Origin of the sequence: Calidifontibacter indicus (genome assembly GCF_003386865.1) — a bacterium.
Lineage (GTDB): Bacteria > Actinomycetota > Actinomycetes > Actinomycetales > Dermatophilaceae > Yimella > Yimella indica.
In genome coordinates this window covers 1,813,728-1,833,027 of record NZ_QTUA01000001.1, presented here as the reverse complement: position 1 = coordinate 1,833,027, position 19,300 = coordinate 1,813,728, and the positions used below count along the sequence as shown (strand labels likewise).

The 19,300-nt window shown below is 69.3% G+C and carries 16 protein-coding genes; 1 reads left to right on the top strand and 15 read right to left on the bottom strand.

The annotated features are described in order from the left end of the window. Positions 1–13: 13 nt before the first annotated feature. The 10 genes from rpmA to rbfA form a co-directional block, all read right to left on the bottom strand. The gene (rpmA, locus tag DFJ65_RS08730) at positions 14–271 is read right to left on the bottom strand and encodes a 50S ribosomal protein L27 (RefSeq protein ID WP_115922694.1); all 258 of its coding nucleotides are present in this window, start codon (positions 269–271) and stop codon (positions 14–16) included. Between the two features lie 43 nt (positions 272–314). Next, the gene (rplU, locus tag DFJ65_RS08725; RefSeq protein WP_115922693.1) at positions 315–623 is read right to left on the bottom strand and encodes a 50S ribosomal protein L21; all 309 of its coding nucleotides are present in this window, start codon (positions 621–623) and stop codon (positions 315–317) included. Positions 624–723: 100 nt separating this feature from the next. After that, the gene (locus DFJ65_RS08720) at positions 724–3,462 is read right to left on the bottom strand and encodes an Rne/Rng family ribonuclease (RefSeq protein WP_115922692.1); all 2,739 of its coding nucleotides are present in this window, start codon (positions 3,460–3,462) and stop codon (positions 724–726) included. A gap of 381 nt (positions 3,463–3,843) precedes the next feature. Further along, a complete protein-coding gene (locus DFJ65_RS08715) occupies positions 3,844–4,551 on the bottom strand; it encodes a TIGR03936 family radical SAM-associated protein (RefSeq protein ID WP_115922691.1) in 708 nt (235 codons plus the stop codon). An 81-nt stretch (positions 4,552–4,632) separates the two neighbouring features. Beyond that, entirely contained in the window at positions 4,633–6,612 is a 1,980-nt protein-coding gene (locus tag DFJ65_RS08710; protein ID WP_115922690.1) for a TIGR03960 family B12-binding radical SAM protein, read from the bottom strand. A 114-nt stretch (positions 6,613–6,726) separates the two neighbouring features. Then, on the bottom strand, positions 6,727–8,577 hold the full coding sequence (locus DFJ65_RS08705) for an AMP-dependent synthetase/ligase (RefSeq protein ID WP_115922689.1): 1,851 nt from the start codon (positions 8,575–8,577) through the stop codon (positions 6,727–6,729). 118 nt (positions 8,578–8,695) lie between these two features. Beyond that, the gene (gene rodA / locus DFJ65_RS08700) at positions 8,696–9,850 is read right to left on the bottom strand and encodes a rod shape-determining protein RodA (RefSeq protein ID WP_245950128.1); all 1,155 of its coding nucleotides are present in this window, start codon (positions 9,848–9,850) and stop codon (positions 8,696–8,698) included. A 34-nt stretch (positions 9,851–9,884) separates the two neighbouring features. Continuing rightward, a complete protein-coding gene (locus tag DFJ65_RS08695; RefSeq protein WP_115922688.1) occupies positions 9,885–10,850 on the bottom strand; it encodes a bifunctional riboflavin kinase/FAD synthetase in 966 nt (321 codons plus the stop codon). Between the two features lie 67 nt (positions 10,851–10,917). Then, positions 10,918–11,835, bottom strand: coding sequence for a tRNA pseudouridine(55) synthase TruB (gene truB / locus DFJ65_RS08690; RefSeq protein WP_115922687.1), 918 nt, complete (start codon positions 11,833–11,835; stop codon positions 10,918–10,920). Then, complete coding sequence (gene rbfA, locus DFJ65_RS08685) at positions 11,832–12,269, bottom strand: 30S ribosome-binding factor RbfA (protein WP_115922686.1); 438 nt, start codon at positions 12,267–12,269, stop codon at positions 11,832–11,834. The genes truB and rbfA overlap by 4 nt, the downstream gene beginning before the upstream one ends. A 170-nt stretch (positions 12,270–12,439) precedes the next feature. Between rbfA and DFJ65_RS08680 the strand changes: the two genes are divergently transcribed. Then, positions 12,440–12,994: a hypothetical protein gene (locus DFJ65_RS08680; RefSeq protein WP_147301362.1), complete on the top strand. Its 555-nt coding sequence runs from the start codon at positions 12,440–12,442 to the stop codon at positions 12,992–12,994. A gap of 70 nt (positions 12,995–13,064) precedes the next feature. On the opposite strand, the gene DFJ65_RS08675 is transcribed toward DFJ65_RS08680, so the two are convergent. The 5 genes from DFJ65_RS08675 to rimP all read right to left on the bottom strand — a co-directional run bounded on the left by DFJ65_RS08675 (position 13,065) and on the right by rimP (position 19,238). Then, positions 13,065–14,081, bottom strand: coding sequence for a TRM11 family SAM-dependent methyltransferase (locus tag DFJ65_RS08675; RefSeq protein ID WP_115922684.1), 1,017 nt, complete (start codon positions 14,079–14,081; stop codon positions 13,065–13,067). An 87-nt stretch (positions 14,082–14,168) separates the two neighbouring features. Next, positions 14,169–17,114, bottom strand: coding sequence for a translation initiation factor IF-2 (infB, locus tag DFJ65_RS08670; protein ID WP_115922683.1), 2,946 nt, complete (start codon positions 17,112–17,114; stop codon positions 14,169–14,171). 107 nt (positions 17,115–17,221) lie between these two features. Next, positions 17,222–17,488, bottom strand: a complete 267-nt coding sequence (locus DFJ65_RS08665) for a YlxR family protein (protein ID WP_245950126.1) — start codon at positions 17,486–17,488, stop codon at positions 17,222–17,224. A 113-nt stretch (positions 17,489–17,601) separates the two neighbouring features. Further along, the gene (gene nusA, locus DFJ65_RS08660; protein ID WP_115922681.1) at positions 17,602–18,630 is read right to left on the bottom strand and encodes a transcription termination factor NusA; all 1,029 of its coding nucleotides are present in this window, start codon (positions 18,628–18,630) and stop codon (positions 17,602–17,604) included. Further along, complete coding sequence (gene rimP / locus DFJ65_RS08655; RefSeq protein WP_115922680.1) at positions 18,630–19,238, bottom strand: ribosome maturation factor RimP; 609 nt, start codon at positions 19,236–19,238, stop codon at positions 18,630–18,632. The genes nusA and rimP overlap by 1 nt, the downstream gene beginning before the upstream one ends. Between the last annotated feature and the right edge of the window lie 62 nt (positions 19,239–19,300).

Here is a 19,300-nt window from a genome sequence, read left to right as displayed (position 1 = left end):
AGCGAAGCCTTTGTCAGGCCTCGGTCTGAACGATGTTGACCGTCTTGCGGCCGCGCTTGGCGCCGAACTGCACCGAGCCCGGGACGAGCGCGAACAGCGTGTCGTCCTTGCCGCGGCCGACGCCCTCACCGGGGTGGAAGTGCGTGCCACGCTGGCGGACGATGATCTCGCCGGCGCCGACGACCTCGCCACCGAAGCGCTTCACGCCAAGACGCTGTGCGTTGGAGTCGCGACCGTTACGGGTCGAAGACGCACCCTTCTTGTGTGCCATGTCTGTACCTACCTGATCCTTGTTCGAACGCGGGTGATGAGGCTCAGGCCTCGATCGCGGTGACCTTCACGCGGGTCAGCGGCTGACGGTGGCCCTGACGCTTGCGGTAGCCGGTCTTGTTCTTGTACTTGATGATGGTGATCTTCGGGCCCTTGGCGGACTCGACGACCTCAGCCTTGACCGTCACCTTCGCCAGCTTCTCGGCGTCGGAGGTCACCTTGTCGCCGTCGACCAGCAGCAGGGCCGGGAACTCAACGGACTCGCCGGCCTTCACGGCCACCTTGTCGATGGTCAGGACGTCGCCCACGGAGACCTTCTCCTGGCGACCGCCCGCGCGAACAATCGCGTACACGTCACAACTCACTTTCGTCTTGGCGCACTCGCTCTGTCTGAACCGGCCAACAGCTACCCCTGACGGGACGTCGGCTCGGTGGGCGCACCGAGGATCAACTTTACCGGTCGGTGTCGTCGGTCTCCAAATTCACCGGAGGACCGGCCGGGGCGACGACACGCGCCCGCTTCGGACGGCGCTTCACCGGCTCTGGTGCCGCGACGGGAGTGGTGTCGGCCACCGACTCCCCCGCGTCGGGCGCCTCGGCGGCGACAACCGTGGTCGGCACCTCCTGCGGCTGCGGCGCGTGCGCCGGTGCGACGGACGGCGACCCGGCGCGCCGCGAACCGCGGCGACGCTTCGGGGCGGGCTGCTCGGCCACGGGTGCCGCAGCCGGCTCGACGACGGGCTCGCTGACGGGTTCGGTGACGGGTTCGGCGGTCTGCCCCGCAGGCTTGTCCTCGACCTGCTGGGCCGGTGCGACATCGACCGGAGCGGCGACGACTGCCCCCGCACCGTCCGCGACGCCGTCCGCTGCAACGACCTCGGTGACCGCATCGGTCACAGCGTCGGTCGCGGCGTCGCTCACGGCGTCGGCGACATCGGCCGATGCGGTCTTGCTCGCGGCGGCGTGTGCGGCGGCGGCGATCTGCGCGGCGGTCGGCCCGCTCGGCTTCGCGTCGGTCTGCTCGGGCTCGTCGTTCTTGCGGCCACGCTTGCTGCGTCGGCTGCCGGAACCGTTGCCGCCACCACCGCTGCCGCCGTTGTTGCCGCCGCCGTGGTTGTGGTTGCCCGACTTCTCGACCGGTGCGTCGTGCACGATCACGCCGCGTCCGTCGCAGCTTGCACACGGCTCGGAGAAGATCTCCAGCAGGCCGCTGCCCACGCGCTTGCGGGTCATCTGCACGAGGCCGAGCGAGGTGACCTCGGCGACCTGGTGCTTGGTGCGGTCGCGGCCGAGGCACTCCAGCAGCCGGCGCACGACCAGGTCGCGGTTCGACTCCAGCACCATGTCGATGAAGTCGACGACGATGATGCCGCCGATGTCGCGCAGCCGCAGCTGGCGCACGATCTCCTCGGCAGCCTCGAGGTTGTTGCGGGTGACCGTCTCCTCCAGGTTGCCGCCCGACCCCACGAACTTGCCGGTGTTGACGTCGATGACGGTCATCGCCTCGGTGCGGTCGATGATCAGCGAGCCACCCGAGGGCAGCCACACCTTGCGGTCGAGCGCCTTGGTGAGCTGCTCGTCGACCCGGTGCACGCTGAACAGGTCGGTCTCGCCGGTCCACTTCTCCAGGCGCTCGGCCAGGTCGGGGGCGACGTTGCCGATGTAGTTCGACACCTCGTTCCACGCCTTGTCGCCGGAGACGATCAGCTTGGAGAAGTCCTCGTTGAAGACGTCGCGGATGACGCGCAGCGTGAGGTCGGGCTCGCCGTGCAACAGCGACGGCGCCGACTGGCTCTTGCTGGCCTTCTGGATCTGCTCCCAGGTGTTCTGCAGACGCTCGATGTCGGCGCGCAGGTCTTCCTCGCTGGCGCCTTCCGCCGCGGTGCGGACGATGACGCCGGCTTCCGCGGGGACGATCTCCTTGAGGATCTTCTTCAGCCGCGCGCGCTCGTTGTCGGGCAGCTTGCGGGAGATGCCGGTCATCGAGTTGCCCGGCACGTAGACCAGGAACCGGCCCGGCAGCGAGATCTGCGAGGTGAGGCGGGCGCCCTTGTGACCGATCGGGTCCTTGGTCACCTGCACCAGCACCGATTCGCCCGAGGAGAGCGCGTGCTCGATCCGCTTGGGCTGGTTGTCGAGGCCGGCGGCGTCCCAGTTGACCTCGCCGGCGTAGAGCACGGCGTTGCGACCGCGGCCGATATCGACGAACGCGGCCTCCATGCTCGGCAGGACGTTCTGCACGCGACCGAGGTAGACGTTGCCGGCCATCGAGGCCTGCTGGGTGTCGCGCGAGACGTAGTGCTCGACAAGCACACCGTCTTCGAGCACACCGATCTGGGTGCGGCCATCGCGCTCACGCACGACCATGACGCGCTCGACGCTCTCGCGGCGGGCGAGGAACTCGGCCTCGGTGATCGAGGTGCGGCGACGGCCGGCTTCGCGACCCTCGCGGCGGCGCTGCTTCTTCGCCTCGAGCCGCGTCGATCCCTTGATCGCGGTGACCTCGTCGCGCTCCTTGCGGGGCTCGCGCACCTTGGTGACGGTGCCGGGCGGGTCGTCGGAGTCGCCGGTCGAACCGCTGCGCCGACGGCGGCGGGTGCGGCGACGGTTCGACCCCTCGTCCGCGGAGTCGTCGTGGCCGTTGTCCGCCCCGTCGTTGCTGTCGTTGTCGGCCTCGTCACCGGACTGGGTCGAGTCGTCCGAAGCATCCGAGGCGTTGTTCGCACCCGAGCGCTTGCCGCGCGTCGAGTCGCCGTTGCCATCGCCGTCGGACTCGCCGCGGGAGTCGTTGCGCGAGTCGTTCTTCGACTCGTTGCCGTCGGCGTCCTGCGAACGCGCGCGGCGCCCACGACCGCCACGGCGGCGGCCCCGAGAACCGGACTGCTCGCCGTCGCCGGAGTCACCGGAATCGCCCGCGTCGGCCGAGTCGTTCGAGTCGTTCGAGTCCGAACGGTCATCGTCCCGGCCGGTGGTGCCGTTGCTGTGATCGTCGTGCTCGTCGTCGCGGTCGTCGAACCCCTCGGCGTCCTGCTCGGCGCGGCGGCGCGGTGCGCGCACCTCGAGATCGGGGGTCTGGAACAGCAGTCCGAAGCTCATCGGGCTCTGGATCGCCGGGGCTTCCTGTGGTTGTGCTTCCTCGGCTTCGACCGGTTCGGAGAACAAGTTGCCGGGTTCGTTGATCTGGGGGCCCATGGCCCTCCTTTGTCATCAGCATGCGAAGCGGCCCACGCCGAAGGTTCGCACCCTGCACACTCCGCATGACGCGGTGTCTGCCGTCGCGCCCGAAGTCCGGGGGCGACGAGAAGTCGACTGTTACACCAAGGCAGCTCGCGCGGTGCGCGGCACTGCTTCGATGCCGTCGGGCGCTTGACCGGCTGCGCGCTCGCAGATGGGGCGCAGCGATCGATGTCTCGACGGGGCACGGCGCCGGCGTGGCAAGCGGCGTGACCGAGGTCGATTATCGCACACGCTCGCGCTACCGAGTCGTAACCGGTGACCTGTACCACCGGACGGTGTGCTGCGGACGCCGCCGGATCAGCCGAGCAGCCCGGTCGAGCAGACCGGTCGAGCAGCTCAGTCGAGCGGGTCGGTGATCGCGCCGTCCGGCGCCGGGGTGCCCTGGCGCAACCGCGTGATCAACGGGGTGCGGTCGACGACCAGCCCCGACACCTCGCGCAACGCGGTGAGCACGTCGTCGGGGCGCACGCTGGGTGTCGTGTGGGTCAGCGTCAGGTCGAGGGTGGTGCCGTCGACCGACGCGCGCACGATCGCCTCGCGCACCTCGAAGGTGCGCGGGCCCGACTTCATCATCCGGGTGACCTCCACCCGGTCGCGCGCCAGCAACTGCTCGACCGCATGCGTCAGCACCGACTCCTCGACGTCGCCGAACGCCAGCCGCCAGTCGCTGGCGAGCAGGCCGTCGGCCAACGACCCGGTGCCGGACACGACCACCTTGAGGATGTCGAGTCCGTCGGGCAGCGCCTCGTCGAGGGCGGCGCGCACCTGTTCGGGGTCGCACTCACGTTGCAGCGCCAGCTCGAAGTACTCCGCCTCGCTCGCGGTGCCGGTGGCCGCCGCGTTCGCGTAACTGATCCGCGGGTGCGGGTGGAACCCGGCCGAGAACGCAATCGGCACCTGCGCCCGGCGGACGGCGCGTTCCAGCGCCCGCTGGAAGTCGCGGGTCGAAGTGAACCGCAGCCGGCCACGCTTGGCGTACTGCACGCGCAGTTTCTGCACCACCGGCGCGGGCGGCGGCCCCTCGGGCACACGCTGTCTGGCCATCGGTCTTCCTATCTGTCCTTCAGAGCACGCGGGAGTTGCGGGCCTCGTTGCAATACAACGGGACCCGGGAGCGGGGTCGGGTCAGACGACGGTGAGCGGCAACAGCTTCTTGCCGGTGGGGCCGATCTGGATCTCGGTGCCCATCTGCGGGCACACGCCGCAGTCGAAGCAGGGGGTCCAGCGGCAGTCGTCGACCTCGGTCTCGTCGAGCGCGTCCTGCCAGTCGTCCCACAGCCATTCCTTGTCGAGGCCGGAGTCGAGGTGGTCCCAGGGCAGCACCTCGGTCTCGCCCCGCTCGCGCGTGGTGTACCAGGCGACGTCGAGACCGTGCGGGCCGAGCGCTTCGGCCGCGCAGCGCATCCAGCGCTCGTAGGAGAAGTGCTCGCTCCAACCGTCGAAGCGTCCGCCGTCGCGCCACACCGCCTCGATGACCGACCCGACGCGGCGGTCGCCGCGCGAGAGCAGTCCTTCGACGATGCCCGGCTGGCCGTCGTGGTAGCGCATGCCGATCGAGCTGCCGTAGCGCTTGTCGGAGCGGATCGCGTCGCGCAGCTTCTGCAGCCGGGCGTCGGTCTCCTCCACACCGAGCTGGGCGCACCACTGGAACGGGGTGTGCGGCTTGGGCACGAACCCACCGATCGACACGGTGCAGCGAATGTCCTTGCGGCCGCTGACCTGCCGGCCGGTCTCGATGACCCGCTTGGCGAGTTCGGCGATCTGCAGCACGTCCTCGTCGGTCTCGGTCGGCAGGCCGCACATGAAGTAGAGCTTCACCTGTCGCCAGCCGGCACCGTAGGCCGCGGCGACCGTGTTGATGAGGTCGTCCTCGGTGACCATCTTGTTGATCACCTTGCGGATGCGCTCGGAGCCGCCCTCGGGTGCGAAGGTCAGACCCGAGCGGCGCCCGTTGCGGGTGAGCTCGTTCGCGAGGTCGATGTTGAACGCGTCGACACGGGTCGACGGCAGCGACAGCCCGGTCTGGGTGCCCTCGTAACGATCGGCCAGACCCTTGGTGATCTCGGCGATCTCGGTGTGGTCGGCCGAGCTGAGCGAGAGCAGACCCACCTCCTCGAACCCGGTCGCGGCGAGGCCCTGGCGCACCATGTCACCGATGCCGGTGATCGAACGCTCGCGCACCGGACGCGTGATCATGCCGGCCTGGCAGAACCGGCAGCCACGGGTGCAGCCGCGGAAGATCTCGACCGACATCCGCTCGTGCACGGTCTCTGCCAGCGGCACCAGCGGCTGCTTCGGGTAGGGCCACTCGTCGAGTTCCATGACGGTGTGCTTCGACACGCGCCACGGCACGCCGGTGGCGTCGGGCGCGGGTGCGACACGCTTGATCCGGCCGTCGGGCAGGTAGTCGACGTCGTACAGCGACGGCACGTATACACCACCGGTGCGGGCCAGTCGCAGCAGCAGTTCCTTGCGACCACCCGGGCGACCCTGCGCCTTCCAGGCGGCGACGTGCTGGGTGATCGCGAGCACAGCCTCCTCACCGTCGCCCACCACGGCGGCGTCGATGAAGTCGGCGATCGGCTCGGGGTTGAACGCGGCGTGCCCACCGGCCAGCACGATCGGTTCGTCGTCGCCGCGGTCGGCGGCGTGCAGCGCGATGCCGGCCAGGTCGAGGGCGGTGAGCATGTTGGTGTAACCGAGCTCGGTGGAGAACGACAGCCCGAAGACGTCGAAGTCACGCACTGCGCGGTGGCCGTCGACGGTGAACTGCGGCACGCCCTGCTCGCGCATGGCGGCCTCCATGTCGGGCCACACCGCGTAGGTGCGCTCGGCGAGCGCGTTCGGCTGCTCGTTGAGCACTTCGTACAGGATCATGACGCCCTGGTTGGGCAGGCCGACCTCGTAGGCGTCCGGGTACATCAACGACCAGCGGACGGTGAGTTCCTCGCCGTCCGGGCCGTGGCCACCGCAGTGCCAGTCCTTGGTCTGGGAGTTGAGCTCACCGCCGACGTACTGGATCGGTTTGGACACCTTCTCCAGCAATGGTTCGAGGCGGTGGAACAGGGACTCACCCGGGGATGTGGCGGAGGTGGGCACAGACATGAACTCCAGGGTAGGTCAGCGTCGGGTCCGCGTCGAACGCGAACGGCCGGCCCGCACCCGAGGGTACGAGCCGGCCGTCCGTGTGGTCGAGCCTGTGGTTGGTCGAGCCGGATGTCAGTCCGCGTACAGCGTGTCGAGGTCGTCCTTGAACTTCTGCACGACGATCTTGCGCTTGAGCTTCAGGCTCGGGGTGATCTCGCCCTCCTCGATGGACAGGTCACGCGGCAGGATGATGAACCGCTTGACCTGCTCCCAACGGGCGAGGCCCCGGTTGAGCTCGTCGATGTAACCCTGGACGAGGTCGCGCACCTTGTCGCTGGTGACGATCGTCTGGTAGTCGGCGCCCTTGAGGTCGCCGCCGTGGTGCTCGGCCCATTCCTTGATGGAGTCCTCGTCGAGGGTGATCAGCGCCGACACGAACTTTCGCCCGTCGCCCTCCACGACCAACTGCGAGGCGAACGGGCAGATGCCCTTGAACGTGGCCTCGATCTGGCTCGGCGCGACGTACTTGCCGTTGGACGTCTTGAAGAGGTCCTTCTTGCGGTCGGTGATGCGCAGGTGACCGGTCGGGCTCAACTCGCCGATGTCGCCGGTGTGGAACCAGCCGTCCTCGGTGAGCACCTCCTTGGTGACGTCGTCGAGACCGCGGTAACCCTGCATGACACCGGGGCCCTTGACGAGGATCTCGCCGTCCTGCGCGATCTGCACCTCGGTGCCCGGCAGCGGCCAACCGACACTGCCCGGAACGTTGGCGTAGGGGCGGTTGACGAACGACGCCGCGCTGGTCTCGGTGAGGCCGTAGCCCTCGAGGATCGGGATGCCCATGCCGTCGAACCACTTCGCCACGTCGCGGTTCAGCGCCGCCGAACCCGAGATGAAGAAGCGGATGTTGCCGCCGAAGCGCTCCCGGATCTTCTTGGCGATGATCGCGTCGCCGACCTTGTGCTGCAGGGCCGTCGCGGCACCGATTTTCTGGCCGGACGCGTTGGCGTCGGACACCTTGCCGGCGTTGCCGGAGTGCCAGTCGAACAGCTTGGCCTTCACGCCGCCCTCGTCACGCATCATCATCGAGATGCGGCCGTAGACCTTCTCGAAGATGCGGGGTGCGGCGCCCATCCAGACCGGCTTCACGATCGGGAGGTTCTCGACGATCTTGTCGACGCGTCCGTCGATCGCGGTGGTGAAGCCGACCTGCAGCGGCAGCGTCAGCAGCACCTTGCCGAAAACGTGGGCCAGCGGCAGCCACAGGAAGGCCTTGTCGTCGGGTCCGAGGATGTGCACGGAGTCGACGGCGGCGGCCTCGTAGGTCCACGCGCTGTGCGGCAGACGAACGCCCTTCGGACGACCGGTGGTGCCGGAGGTGTAGATCAGCGTGGCCAGGTCGTCGGGCTTGATCTGCGCGACCCGCTCCTCGATCGATCCGGGGTTATCGGCCAGGTAGCCCTCGCCCAGCTTCTCGAGGTCGTCGAGCGAGATGATCCAGTCGCCGTCGGACGTGCCGTTGATCGTGACGACCTTGACCACGGAGTCGATCGCGTCGCGACCCTCGGTGAGGATCTTGTTGTGCGCGTCGGTCTCGGTGAAGACGACTTTGCTGCCGGAGTTGGTGACGATGTACAGGGTGTCGTCGACGGTGGACGTCGGGTAGATCGTCGTGGTGGCGGCGCCGGCGAGCATGATGCCCAGGTCGATCAGCGCCCATTCGACGCTGGTGGCACTGGCGATTGCGCAACGGTCCTCGAGTTCGACGCCGAGGCTGACCAGTCCGGCGGCGATGCGGCGGACGCGTTCGTCCACTTCCTGCCACGTCATCTGGTGCCAGTTCTCGTTGGCGTCGGGGAACTCGAAGGCGACCTTGTCGGGGGTCTTCGACACGCGATCCAGGAAGAGGTCGGCAACCGACTTGGCGGCGTTCTCGACCACCGCGAGATCGGGCTTCTCATCCTGCTGGGACATCATGGGCATGGGTTCTTCTCTCCTCCATCCGGGTTCGGACTCCCGGGTGATGTGACCCAGGTTACTTGCGAGTTCGGTGAGCGTCACGCGTTAGGTCGATAATTCGCCGTGATGGGTCGCGGCCCGCTCAGTAGAGGCGTCGCAGGCTGACCAGGTGGACGTTCTCCAGCAGACCGATCGCGATCCAGCAGGCGAACATGCTCGATCCGCCGTACGACACGAACGGCAGCGGCAGCCCGGTCACCGGCATGAGCCCGAGGTTCATGCCGAGGTTCTCCAGGATCTGGAACAGGAACCAACCCACCACCCCGACGGCCACCAGACGACCGAAGGAGTCCTGGGCGCGGCGGGCGATGAGGATGCCGCGCACCACCACCAGTCCGAGCAGCGCGACGACGATCAGGGCGCCGATGAAGCCGAACTCCTCCCCCGCGACGGAGAAGACGAAGTCGGTCTGTTGGAACGGGATGAACCCGCCCTGGGTCTGCCGTCCGCTGAACAGGCCCTGTCCGGTCCAGCCGCCCGACCCGATCGCGATCTTCACCTGCTGCACCTGGTAGCCGATGCCGGTGGGGTCGGCGCCGGGGTCGGCGAACGCGGTCAGCCGAGCCCGCTGGTACGGGTCGAGCAGGTCGGTGCGCACGGCGGCGAACACGCCCGCCGCCATCAGTGCGGCCGCCGACATCAGCCACCAGCGCGATGCGCCCGAGACCGCGACGACACCGAGGGTGAGCATCACCAACACCAGCGCCGACCCGAGGTCGGGTTGCGCAAGCACCAACAGGATCGGCACCCCCGCGATCACCACCGCGAGCCAGACGTCGGCCCGGGGCGGGGGCGCTGCGCGCTCGCCCCGTTCGGCCAGGATCATCGCCAACCCGACGCATAGCGCAACCTTCGCCAGTTCGGCCGGCTGGATCGAGAAGCCGGGCACCTGGATCCAGGAGCGCGATCCGTTGATCGTCGACCCGAGCGGGCTGAGCACGAGCACGAGTCCGAGCACCGCGCCGAGGTACACCCACGGCGCGAGCGCCCGGATGATCCGGGAATCGGTGCGGATGACGAGCACGGCGAGCGTCACTCCGATCGCGGTGTTGATGAGGTGTCGCACCAGGTAGCCGGCACCGTCGACGTGGCGGGTGGCCGACCACACCAGCAGTGCGCCGATCCCGCAGAGGGCACTCGCCGCCAGCAGCAGACCCCAGTCCGACCGGGTCCAGGACAGCTGCCGGGAGTCGGCGGTCCAGCCGCCCGGCGGTGCACCGGCGGCAGTGCGGGTCACGCTCACCGGTCGGCCCCGAGCGCCGCGCGGCGGCTCAGATGGTGGGGTCGGGGCACAGTTCGCGGGCCTGGTCGACGTCGCGCGTCATCTGCTCGATGAGCGGGTCGATGCCCTCGAAGCGGATGTTGCCCCGCAACCGGCGGACGAACTCGACGGTGACGACCTCGTCGTAGAGGTCGAGGTCGGTGCGGTCGATCACGTAGGCCTCGACCGTGCGCTTGGTGCCGTCGAAGGTCGGGTTGGTGCCCACCGAGATCGCGGCGGGCATCCGGTGGTCGGCGGCTCCGGCCGGCAGGTTCGGACGCACCAGGTATCCGGCGTAGACGCCATCCGCCGGCACCATGCCGGTGGCATCTTCGGCGAGGTTCGCGGTCGGGAAGCCGAGCTCGCGCCCGCGCTCGAAGCCGTGCACGACCATGCCGGTGACGGTGTGCGGACGGCCGAGCATGCGGGCCGCCTCGGTGACGTCGCCGTCGCGCAGCGCCTGGCGGACGCCGGTCGAGGAGAACCGGTGATGGGCCTCGTCGGCCATCACGTCGTTGATGACGACGACCTCGAAACCGTGGTCGGCACCCAGTTCGCGCAGCGTGTCGACGTCACCGGAGTTGCGCGCGCCGAAGCGGGTGTCGTGGCCGCAGACGACAGCCGTCGCGCGCAGCCGCTCGACGAACACCTGCTCGACGAACTCCTCGGGTGTCATCGCCGCGAGTTCGTGGGTGAACTCCAGCACCAAGGTCGCGGTGACGCCGGACTCGGCGAGCCGATCGAGGCGGGTCTGCAGGTCGGTGATCTGGTCGGGGGCGTCCTGCGGGCGCAGCACCGCGATCGGGTGCGGCTCGAAGGTGACGGCGACCGGCGCGGCGGAGCGTTCGGCCGCCAGCTCGCAGACACGGCGCAGCAGCGCCTGGTGGCCGCGATGCACCCCGTCGAAGTTGCCCATGACGACGACCGTGGGTCCGAGGTCTGTGGGCACGTCCTCGATGCGGGAGATCACAAGCACGGCGGCAACTGTAGTGCGCGACACGGTCGGCGGCGGCGGTGGTGTGGCGCGATCGACTCGATCGCGATCAGGCGAGCGGGAAGACCACACTCGAGCGGGGATGCGGCCCGCTCTGATCGAGGATCGCGACGAGATCGTCGGGCTCGCCTTCGTGACCGGGGGCGATGGCCGCGACGACGGCTTCGGTCGGCCCACCCGGCGCCAGCTTCTGGCCGTAGCGCAGCGTGCGCGCCTGTGCCTCGTCGAGTTCGCGCACCGCGAACTGCGCGCGTGCCGCGTCGGCCATCGGCAACACCGGCAGCGAGTCCCCGGCCTGGACCCGCGACGTCAGATCCTCGAGGGTCGGCACGTCGTCGACGCGATACCGCCCGACCCGGGTGCGGCGCAGCGCGGTCAGGTGTCCCCCGACCCCCAGCGCAGCGCCGAGATCGCGCGCCAGGGCACGGACGTAGGTGCCCGAGGAAACTTCGACCTCGACTTCAAGGTCAAGGACGCCGGGGCCAACCTCGGGGCGCGCCTCGATCGACCTCAGGTCGAAGCTCGACACAGTCACCGGCCGGGCCTTCAACTTGACCTCGTCACCGCCGCGCACCTTGGCGTAGGCGCGTTTGCCGTCGACCTTGATGGCGCTGACCGAGCTGGGCACCTGCTCGATGTCGCCGGTCAGTCCGGCGATCGCCGTCCGGATGGTCGCCTCGGACAGGCCGGTGGCATCGGCCGACGCGGTGATGTCGCCCTCGGCGTCGTCGGTGACCGTCGTCTGACCCAGTCGGATCGTCGCGGTGTAGGTCTTGTCGCAGCCGACGAGGAAGGTCAGCAGCTTGGTGGCCCGGTTGATGCCGAGCACCAGGAGGCCGGTGGCCATCGGGTCGAGCGTGCCGGCGTGTCCGACCCGCCGCGTGCCGGCCAGCCGCCGGGTGCGTGCGACGACGTCGTGACTGGTCCAGCCGGCCGGCTTGTCGACCAGCAGCAGGCCGTCGGTCATTCCTCCGGCCGGTCCTCGGCGGGCTTGCGGTAGGGGTCGGCGTCGCCCGCGTAGGCGGCCCCGCCGGCGTTGCGGGCGAGTTCGGCGTCACGCTCCTTGGCGGCTGCCAGCGCGGCCTCGATGTTGGCGGCACCCTCGGGGATGGCGTCGGGGATGAACTCCAGCGACGGTGTCAGCCGGATGCCGAGTCCCTTGCCGACGTGTGAGCGGATGCGGCCGCGGTTGTCGGCCAGCGCGGCCTCGGTGTCGGCGCGCGCCGCCTCGTCGCCGAACACGGTGTAGAAGACGGACGCGTGCTGCAGGTCGCCGGTCACCCGGACGTCGGTGACGGTGATGAATCCGAGCCGCTCGTCCTTGAGTCGGAACTCCAGGTATTCGGCCACGAGGGCCTTGATGCGTTCGGCGATCTTGCGGGCGCGTGCGGGGTCAGCCATTCCCCAAACCTATCGCGCCGCGACGGGTGCTCCTGCCGCCCGGTCACAACGTTCACCCAGCTTCACCCAGCGTGGTGCGAAGCCGGTGACAGCCTCCTGACAGGTGCGGCGCGGATGGTCGATCAACGAATGGCCAGAGCTCCGGCCCCACGCAAACAGGAAGGCACACCATGGCGAGGAAGAAGATTGTCGCAGCGGCGGCATTGGCCACCGTTGCGGCGGCCGGCGTCGGCACCGCAGCCACCGCGATGGCGGACGGCAGCAGCGCTGCGTCGGCCACCAGCACGTCGCCCTCCGGTTCGACCGACGCGAAGGACGACACGAAGGACGACACGAACGACAAGGCCGACCGTGGCGGGCACGAGCACACCACGGTCACCGGTACCGAGGCCGACAGCGTCAAGAAGGCCGTCACCGCGAAGTACTCCGGCGTCACGATCGAGCGAGTGCTGAAAGACCCCGACGGCTCGTACGACGTCATGGGCACCAAGTCGGGCAGCAAGGTGATGTACGAGGTGAGCAAGGACCTCAAGACGATCACCGAGCGCACCGGCGGCCCGGGACGCGACGGCAAGGGCGGCCCCGGTCGTGGTGCCCATGGCGATCACGGCCCGCGCGATGATCGGTCGGGCTCCTCCGAGGGCTCGAGCGGCTCGAGTGGTTCGAGCGGCTCCAGCCGCTCGACGTCGGATGCCGCGCCGAGCTCGTCGGCGACACCCGCCTGACCGATCCGGTTGGACGCAAGGGGTTCCGGTCACTGGACACAGTGTCCGGAACCCTTTGTCGTGGCAGCGATCAGTCCTTGCGGGCGACGATCAGGTCGCGGTCGATCGAGGCGTCGACCCGGTGCCGGAAGGGTGCCGCCTCGATGTCGGTGACCACGGTGAGCCCGTGTTGTTCGAGCAGGAGTGCCAGTTCGTCGGCCGGTGCCACGTGCCGGTTGTACGACAGCCCGACCGCACCGCCGGTGCGCAGCGTGGTGGTCCACGCGGGCAGGGCACGGTCGATGAGCTCCATCGGACGCCGTGACAGGCGGTCGCCGTGCGAGCCGTGCTGCACGCCGTACGGCGTGTCGGTGACGATGACATCGATACTCGCGGCACGCACCAGGCCGGAGAGTTCGGTGGTGTCGGTCGACAGGTAACGCACGGTGTGGGTCTCCCCCGCCTTGAACGCGTCCTTGTCCGGGGCCACCTCGAGGGTGAACTCCCGCCCGCGGGCCCGCCCACCGGTGGTGCTCGCGCCGCGATCCATCGTGTGCTTGAGCCGGTGGGTCTGGGCCCAGGTCTTCAGGAACGCCGCGTAGGTGTCGTAGTCCTTGCGGTCGATGTCGACGCCGGTCACCGAGTAGCCGGCGAGCAGCGCGATGTTGAGCGTGGTGCCGCGACCACACATCGGGTCCATCACGTCGAGCCGCCCGTCGAGCCAGCGGCCGGGCTGCTTGGTCGCGGCGGCGGTGACATTGAGCAGCAGGCGGGTCCACTGCTCGTTGGTCTTGCCTTGGTACTTCTGGATGGTCACCACGTCGTCGGGGTAGAACTGCCTGCGCTGCAACGGAATCGGACGCAGCAACTCGCCCTCAGCGGCGAAGATCGCGAAGGTGGCCGACAGGTTCGACAACACGTCGAGCGCGTGCTCGGAGTCGGACTCGACCCGCAGATAGTCGACCCCCGCGACCTGGGTCGGCGCGACCGCCGTCCACGACCCGAACGCCCCGAGCACTGCCATCGCCTCCTGCGCGGCGAGCCGAGGCGCGGCATCGGCATAGACCCGATTGGCGGACGGTGCGACCAGCACCAGGTACTCATTCACGCCCGCCAACGCTACCGGGCGCAGGAAACGACAACGGCCCAGGTCGTGACCTGGGCCGTTGTCGGCTGGCTGGAACTTCGCAAGGAACTAGTCCCTGGGCTTCTCGCGCATCTCGTAGGTCGCGATAAGGTCGCCCAACTGCAGGTCGTTGTACGACCCGAGGTTGATACCGCACTCGAAGCCCTCGCGGACCTCGGTGACCTCGTCCTTGAACCGGCGCAGACCGGCGATCTCGATGCCCTCGGCGACGACCACACCGTCACGGGTGATGCGGGCCTTGGAGCCACGCTTGATCTCACCCGAGCGCACGATCGAACCGGCGATGTTGCCGAACTTGGACGAACGGAAGATCTCCCGGATCTCCGCGGTGCCCAGCTCGTGCTCCTCGAACTCCGGCTTGAGCATGCCCTTGAGCGCGGCTTCGATCTCCTCGATGGCGTTGTAGATCACCGAGTAGTAGCGAATCTCAACGCCTTCCTTGTCGGCGTACTCCGCGTTCTGCCCCTCGGCTCGCACGTTGAAGCCGATGATCACCGCGTTGGAGGCCACCGCGAGGTTGATGTTGTTCATCGTGATCGCACCGACGCCGCGGTCGATGATGCGCAGGTCGACCTCGTCGCCCACGTCGATCTGCATGAGGGCGTCCTCGAGGGCCTCGACCGAACCCGACACGTCACCCTTGAGGATGAGGTTGAGGGTCTCGACCTTGCCGGCAGCGAGCTGCTCGTTGAGGTCTTCCAGGCTGATCCGCTTGCGGGCCTTCGCCAGGCTGGCCTGACGGTCGGCCGCTTCACGCTTCTCCGAGATCTGACGGGCGGTGCGGTCATCGGGCGCGACGATGAAGGTGTCACCGGCCCGCGGAACGGACGCAAGACCCATCACCTGCACCGGACGCGACGGACCGGCCTCGTCGAGGTTGTTGCCGTGCTCGTCGAGCATGGCACGGACGCGTCCGTGGGCCGTGCCGGCGACGATCGCGTCACCGACGTGCAGCGTTCCGGACTGGACCAGGACGGTGGCGACGGCGCCGCGTCCACGGTCGAGGTTGGCCTCGATCGCGACACCGCGGGCGTCCTTGTCCGGGTTGGCGCGCAGGTCGAGCGCGGCGTCGGCGGTGAGGAGCACGGCCTCGAGCAGCTGGTCGATGTTCTCGCCCTGCTTGGCCGAGACGTCGACGAACATGGTGTCGCCGCCGTACTCCTCGGCGATGAGGTTGTACTCGGTCAGCTGCTGACGGATCTTCGCCGGGTTCGCACCTTCGACGTCGATCTTGTTGACCGCGACCACGATCGGCACGTCGGCCGCCTGGGCGTGGTTCAACGCCTCGATCGTCTGCGGCATGACGCCGTCGTCGGCCGCGACTACGAGGATCGCGATGTCGGTGACCTTCGCACCACGGGCACGCATGGCGGTGAACGCCTCGTGACCGGGGGTGTCGATGAAGGTGATCGCACGGTCGACGCCCTCGTGGTCGGTGTGCACCTGGTAGGCACCGATGTGCTGGGTGATGCCACCGGCTTCGGAGGCCTGCACCTTCGCGTTACGGATCGCGTCGAGCAGTCGCGTCTTACCGTGGTCGACGTGACCCATGACGGTCACGACCGGCGGACGCGGCTTGAGGTCTTCGTCGGACTCCGCGTCGGCCTCGGCCTCGAGGTCGATGTTGAACGAGCTAAACAGCTCCTTCTCCTCGTCCTCTGGCGAGACGACCTGGACGTCGTAGCCCAACTCGGCGCCGAGCAGCTTGAAGGTGTCCTCGTCGAGCGACTGGGTCGCCGTGGCCATCTCACCGAGGTGGAACAGCACGGTGACCAGCGACGCGGGGTTCGCGTCGATCTTGTCGGCGAAGTCGGTCAGCGACGAGCCGCGACGCACCCGCACGATGGTCTTGCCGTCACCGCGGGGGACGGTGACACCACCGATCGACGGCGCCTGCATCTGCTCGAATTCCTGGCGCTTCGCGCGCTTGGACTTGCGGCCGCGGACCTTTCCGCCGCCTCGTCCGAACGCACCCTGCGTGCCGCCACGACCGCCGGGACGGTTGCCACCGCCACCGGGACGGCCGGCGAAACCGCCACCGCCCGGACGGGCGCCGCCACCGGCACCGGGACGACCGGCGCCGCCACCGCGGGCCGGACGCTCACCGGGGCGAGCGATCGATGACCGCTCCGGCATCATGCCGGGGCTGGGACGCGGACCACCCGGACGCGGCGCGCCACCACCGGGGCGGGGTCCCGCCGGACGCGGACCCGCGGCGCCACCGGTGCCGCGAGCGGCCGCCGGACGCGGCATGCCCTGGCTCGGGGCGAACGGGTTGTTGCCCGGACGCGCCTGCTGCGGACGCCCGGACTGCATGCCCTGGCTGGAGCTGAACGGGTTGTTGCCCGGGCGCGGGGCACCCGGACGGGCGCCACCACCGGCGCCAGGACGGCCCTGCGGACGCTGACCGTCGCCACCACGACCCTGCTGGCCCTGCTGACCGGGCTGGCCCGGACGTCCCTGCGGACGCTCCTCGCGAGCGGCCGGACGGGCACCCGGCTTGGGTGCTGCCGGACCCGGACGTGCCGAGGTCTGGCGGGCGGCCGGTGCCGCCGGAGCGGCAGGTGCTGCGGGTGCCGGTGCGGCCGGCTTGGCCGACTCGTCGGCCTGTGCCGCGGGCTTGCGCGGGGCAGCGTCGGCGGACGGCTGCGGGGCCGCTTCGGTCGTCTCGGCGGGCTTCGCCGCGGGCTTCGGACCCGGACGGGCACCGGCCGGCGACGGGGTCGCCGCGCCCGGCTTGGCGGCCGGCTTCGGTGCGGCGGCCTTTGCACCCGGCTTGGGGGCGGCCGGCTTGTCGGCGGCGCTGCCCGCGCCTGTCTGGTCGCCGCCCTTTGCGGAGGCCGGCGGGTTCTCCTTGATCTTGCGCACGACCGGAGCCTCGATGGTCGAGCTCGCCGTCTTGACGAACTCGCCTTGCTCCTTCAGGTACGCAAGAAGTTCTTTGCTTTCGATCCCGAGCTCTTTTGCGAGCTCGTGAACTCGGACCTTTGCCACGCTTCTCCTTTTGGGATTGCGACGGTCCGAGCGCGACAAGGGTCGCGAGCGAACCGTCAGTAGAGGGTGATGCTCATCGCTGAGTACTCATCGGGTGCTCATCAGCGTCAAACCCGCTTTCGGTTCTTTTCCTGGCTCGCGACACCGGGCGGTGTCTCGAGGTCTTGCATGGCCCACCACTCCTGCAACGGCGTGGTGTCCACTGGTTCCGGTGTGCGCAGCGCACGCCCGAACGCCTTGCGGGCGATGGCCCGTTCGACGCACTCGGCACGCGGATGCAACCAGGCTCCCCTGCCGGGCAGCCCACCTCGTTCGTCGACCACGACCTGCCACCGTGGTGGCGGGCCCCCAGCGGTCTGCGCGACGAGGTGCACCAGTGCGGACCGTTCGTCGCGGGCTCGGCAGCCGACACACGTCCGGAGACCGGCGTGGAGTGGCTTTCGGGGCGACGGCGGCGAACCGTCCGGCGGCAAGTCTACCGCAGGATTCACTCCCGGCCGGCGGCGGTTCCCGCCGCGGCACCCGGGCCGTCCGGTGCGGTGTCGGGACGGATGTCGATCCGCCAGCCGGTCAACTTCGCTGCGAGCCGGGCGTTCTGGCCTTCCTTGCCGATCGCGAGCGACAGCTGGAAGTCGGGCACGATCACCCGCGCCGCCTTCGCGGCCCGGTCGGTGATTTCCACCGAGGTCACCCGCGACGGCGACAGCGCCGCGGCCACGAACTCGGCCGGGTCTTCGGAGTAGTCGACGATGTCGATCTTCTCGCCGTGCAGTTCGGTCATGACCGCGCGCACCCGCGACCCCATCGGGCCGATACACGAACCCTTGGCGTTGACCCCGGGCACCTTGGTGTGGACCGCGAGCTTGGTGCGGTGCCCGGCCTCACGGGCGAGCGCGGCGATCTGCACCGTGCCGTCGGCGATCTCGGGCACCTCGAGCGCGAACAGCTTGCGGACGAGGTTGGGGTGGGTGCGCGACAGGCCGATCTGCGGACCCTTCGGGCCGCGCTTCACGCTGACGACGTAGCAACGCAGCCGCTCGCCGTGCTTGTAGACCTCACCCGGCACCTGCTCGGCGGTGGGCAGGAAGCCCTCGACGGTGCCGAAGTCGACGCGCACCACGCGCGGGTCGTTCGACTGCTGGATGACACCGGCCACGATGTCACCCTCGCGGCCCTTGAAGTCGCCGAGGATGGCTTCGTCCTCGACGTCGCGCATCCGCTGCACGATCACCTGACGGGCGGTGGCCGCGGCGACGCGACCGAAGTTGTCGGGGGTGTCGTCGAACTCCGGGCCGGGCTCGCCGCGCAGGCCGTCCTCGTCGACCTCGCCGTCCTCGCGCGCCCAGACCACGACGTGGCCGGTCTTGCGGTCGAGTTCGACGCGGGCGTGCCGAAGCGCGCCGTCGACGCGGTGGTATGCGGTCAGCAGAGCCTGCTCGATGGCGGGCACGATGACGTCCATCGGAATCTCGCGCTCGCGTTCGAGCGCGCGGAGTGCGGCCATGTCGATGTCCATCAGTGCTGCCCTTCCTTCGTGGTGTCGGTGGTGTCGTTCATGTCGGTGCTGTCGGCTGGGTCGGCTGGATCGGCGCGGTTGAACTCCACGTTGACCTTGCCCTTGGTGACGGCGTCGTAGCCGAGGGTGATCACGCTCGCCGCACCGGCTTTGCCGGCCTGGGGTTTGCCGCCCTCGGGCCGCAGGTCGAAGTCGTCGGCGCCGGCGCGCACGAGGCGCCCCGTGGTCTCGCCGCCCTCGGGCCGCTGCACGGTGACCAGCCGGCCGATGTTGCGTCGGTAGTGCCGCGGCTGGGTCAGCGGACGGTCGACGCCCGGTGAGGAGACCTCCAGCACGTAGGGCTGCTCCCCCATCGCGTCGGTGGCGTCGAGGGTGTCGCTGATCGCCTTGGTGAGGTCGCCCACGGTGTCGAGGTCGAGCGGTTCGATGACCGACGTCTCGTCGGGCAGGTCGAGCGAGTCGAGGTCTTTGTCGACGAGCACCCGCACGATGCGGCGCTTGCCGGCGGGAGTCACGGTGAGGTCCTCGACGCGGGCGCCCAGCGGTGCCAGCGCGGCGGTGAGGTCGGCGTGGATCTGCTGGTGCCGATCCGTCGGGCTGCTGCTCATCGCCTGACTCCTGTGTTCTCGTGTGGGGTCATCCACTCTAAGTCAGAGCGTCTGCGCTGCAC